General features: G+C 45.7%; 2 protein-coding genes, 3 pseudogenes and 1 riboswitch. Of the genes and pseudogenes, 4 read left to right on the top strand and 1 reads right to left on the bottom strand.

The window, feature by feature from the left end:
* Positions 1 to 229: 229 nt before the first annotated feature.
* Positions 230 to 580, bottom strand: a pseudogene (locus tag ACXAC4_RS26635) (DUF3010 family protein); the annotation flags it as partial.
* An 82-nt stretch (positions 581 to 662) separates the two neighbouring features.
* On the opposite strand from ACXAC4_RS26635, the pseudogene ACXAC4_RS26630 reads away from it, so the two are divergent.
* From ACXAC4_RS26630 to ACXAC4_RS26615, 4 genes and pseudogenes are all read left to right on the top strand, one after another.
* A pseudogene (locus ACXAC4_RS26630) lies at positions 663 to 1582 on the top strand (serine/threonine protein kinase); the annotation flags it as partial.
* Positions 1583 to 1708: 126 nt separating this feature from the next.
* Positions 1709 to 1973: riboswitch (cobalamin riboswitch) on the top strand.
* A gap of 93 nt (positions 1974 to 2066) precedes the next feature.
* Positions 2067 to 2861, top strand: a complete 795-nt coding sequence (locus ACXAC4_RS26625; RefSeq protein WP_475168011.1) for a TonB-dependent receptor — start codon at positions 2067 to 2069, stop codon at positions 2859 to 2861.
* 195 nt (positions 2862 to 3056) lie between these two features.
* Positions 3057 to 3404, top strand: a complete 348-nt coding sequence (locus ACXAC4_RS26620; protein WP_475168014.1) for a TonB-dependent receptor domain-containing protein — start codon at positions 3057 to 3059, stop codon at positions 3402 to 3404.
* A pseudogene (locus ACXAC4_RS26615) lies at positions 3377 to 3489 on the top strand (hypothetical protein); the annotation flags it as partial. The gene ACXAC4_RS26620 and the pseudogene ACXAC4_RS26615, both read left to right, overlap by 28 nt.

Below are 3489 nucleotides of genomic sequence, written 5' to 3'. Positions count from 1 at the left end.
AAGGTTAACGACGGTTAGATTCACCTCTTACACAGCACCTAGCCGGGTAGTTGCAAAAAGAAAAGTTAGTAAGTAATTTAAATGCAATTCTGACGTTGAGTGATGACTATATAGAAAACGTGGATTTAAGAAAGATGTCGGACTCTTTATATGAAACACATAAATAAACCTGTCTTCAGTGAGATAAATATCCGGCCTGATATCGCCGGATATTTATTGAGTCTATTCTTTATAGCTCTTCTGGGCGGTATGTTTTCATCATGATGTAAACATAAGCATTAATAAATGCAGTTTCTTGATATTTCTTAAGCCCAGTTTCTTCAAAGTCGATTGGTAAAGGGTTACGCTTCAATTGTTCTTTGATTTCAGTTGCAGATAAAATTTTAACATCCACATCTTTTATTAATTGAATGGCAGCTTCGATTTTAAAACCTGTCGCACTACCTGCAAACTTACCCTTTGGTGCACGTTGCTTTATAGCAACAGAGTCAATTTGGTAATCTTCTAATAATTTTGCAAAATCAAATTGGAATTTGCGCATATCTTCAGTGTCTTGGCCAACTTGACCAAGGGTTATCTTTTTAAAGTTATTCATTGCAGTTACGTATTGCTAAGGTTAATACAAGCATCCCGACGCTTCGGCACCTTCGGAAAGTCAGGGCATTTTTCTTCAAAGCGGCCTGCTAGCGCTCAACAGTTATGAAAACCGCGTCTATCAGTTTTTGGCTGAAGACGGTCAGCGCTATGTAGCAAAATTCTATCGCCCAGGTCGATGGACCAGACGCTCAAATTCTTGAAGAACACGCGTTTGCTGCAGAGCTAATCGATAACGAAATCCCATTGGCTGCACCTTTAGCTTTAAACGGTAAAACGCTCCATCACCATACGGTGGCGGAGACTGACTATCGATTTACGCTATTCCCTTCGGTAGGCGGTAGACAATTTGAAAACGACAACCTTGATCAGCTCCGAATGGATGGGGCGTTTTATTAGGCCGCATTCACCGCGTTAGCGCTCAGCTAAAGGGTTTGCAGAATCGCCCCTCAATTGACATTGAAAGTTACCCTGATGAGCCCAAACAGGTTCTGTTGCAAAGCACACTGCTACCCGAGCATTTGAAGACGGCCTTTTTTGCCATACTCAATCCAGTTATTGAGGCCACCCAACAAGCGTATAAGCCAACATCGAATATTCGTTTACACGGTGACTGCCACCCAGGCAATATACTATGGCGCGACGGTCCAACCTTCGTTGACTTAGATGACTGCCGTATGGGACCCGCTATTCAAGACTTATGGATGATGTTAAGTGGCGACCGCCAACAGCAGCTTTTGCAGCTAGATACCCTAGTAGAGGCCTACGAAGAATTTCACGAATTCGATACGTGCCCAGCTACCTGCTTATCGAGCCGCTAAGAGCAATGCGCATGGTGCATTACATGGCGTGGCTTTCTCGTCGGTGGGAAGACCCTGCGTTTCCTCGTGCGTTCCCTTGGTTTGCTGAAGACAAATATTGGGAAGGCCAAATACTTGCCCTTAAAGAACAGCTATCTGCACTCCAAGAGCCCCCGCTAAAATTGGGGTACTCATTGCACTTCTGCCTCACTGCTCAAAAGCGCTTTTTCGATAACCCTAGTACAATAACCGTATGCGGGTTACGAAAAGCGTAAGGTATAAGAAACCGTATTCGCTATCACTTTTTAAGTTCTATATAATCGCGCTGTGTAGGTGCTTTTGTCGCGCTCCATAACTACTACTGTGACAATAGTTAAACGGGAAATCAGTGAAAAGCTGATGCTGCCCCCGCAACGGTAAACTCAACGCATTGTCGTTTTCTTTTCATTGCGCCACTGTCTTTTATACGTCAACGCGCTTCAGCGCAATCAGACGCCATTAGATGGGAAGGCAAAAGAGCCATTACCTTATCGGTATTGGCGAGTAAGCCCGGATACCGGCCTGTACTTCATGGTGTCGTTTGTTTGCTCACTATTCAAAAGAATAAGTAACAACGTGCACTTTCACTCATCATGTGCTCGGGTGGAGCGCATCAAAGATAATATAAAAACCATGCGTACACATTTTACTAAAGCAGCCCTTAGCGCTGCAGTTATTTCGTGCTTAAGCACATCTGCCTTCGCGCAAACTTCAAACCAAGATATTGAAACGCTAACCGTCACCGGCACCCGTTTACCTATTTCGCTAACTAAACTGCCTGGCTCAGTATCGGTGCTAACTGAAAGCGACATTAAAGCTTCGGGCGCACTTCAACTTACTGACCTCATTCGCGGCCTACCGGGCGTTAGCTTGTCTCAGTCAGGCAGTCTGCGTGGCTTAACAGAGCTGCGCGTGCGCGGCGGTGAAACCAACCATCTACTTGTTTTAATTGATGGTGTTGTTGCCAACGATGTAGGCCAAGGGAGTCTTGTTGACCTTGCTCATCTTACTAGCGCCAACGTAGTGCGCATTGAGCTACTTCGCGGCCCGCAAAGTGCGAGGTGGGGTAGCGGTGCAATTGGTGGTGTACTGAGCATTACCACTAAATCTGGCCAGTTTGCCGACAATGGTTCTCACGTAGATTTTTCAGCTGGCATTGGCTCTCAAGGTACCCTTCAGGGCAGCATGAATGCGCGCTCACAGAGCGATGACGTGGGAGTGTCTGCCTACGCGAGCTATATTAGGACTGACGGAGATAACGTATCTCGCGTTGGTAACGAAGACGATGGCTATGACAATATGACTGCTGGCATAAACCTCAATTATGCCGCCACCACCGAGCACACCTTCATCGCGAATTTACGTACTGTTCAATATGAAAATGACTATGACGGTACTGACTTTGTCATAACCTGGCCTTCCCGCTGATACAGATAACGTGACAGATGGCACACAAGTTAGTGCGAAATTAAGATGGGAATTTGCTGCCGAATAACACAGGCTACCGTTCGGCATTAAGTGCACACTATCGTAAAGATGAAAACGATAATACTGAATCGGGTACGGATACAGGCGGCACCACGGGTGAGCGTATTGAATTAGAACTGGACCGGCTTTTACACCATCGACAATTGGGATTTTGCAGGCGGCGTTGAATATCTACAGCGCCTTTTTGACCAGCGCGGCCCTATTGTATTTGGCGATCCTAACCAAAAACAACACGACAACACCTACAGCGTATTTGCAGAAACAAACAGTCAGTTTACCGAGTCGCTAACGGCAACATTAAGCGCAAGGTTCGACAACAATAGTGAGTTCGACAATGCCGTAAGTTATCGCGGCGGTTTCACATGGCAACTTAACGACTTCACTACGCCGTTTTCACAAGCTATGGTAGAGCCGTTAAAGCACCTACCTTTACTGAACGCTTTGGTTATTTCCCAGCGAGCTTCATCGGAAACCCTAACCTAGAGCCTGAAACCAGTGAAGAGTGGGAAGTAGGTGTTAAAGCCAACTGGACATCATTGTATTACGCAAATCAGCGCTTACACTACTG

This window comes from Pseudoalteromonas sp. AWM4_233 (assembly GCF_056158285.1).
The sequence above is the reverse complement of the archived record's forward strand: the minus strand, read 5'-3'. Positions and strand labels throughout refer to the sequence as shown.

Coding starts and splice junctions, on each gene's coding strand:
- ACXAC4_RS26625 (WP_475168011.1), top strand. CDS start 2,067: ATGCGTACACATTTTACTAAAGCAGCCCTTAGCGCTGCAGTTATTTCG.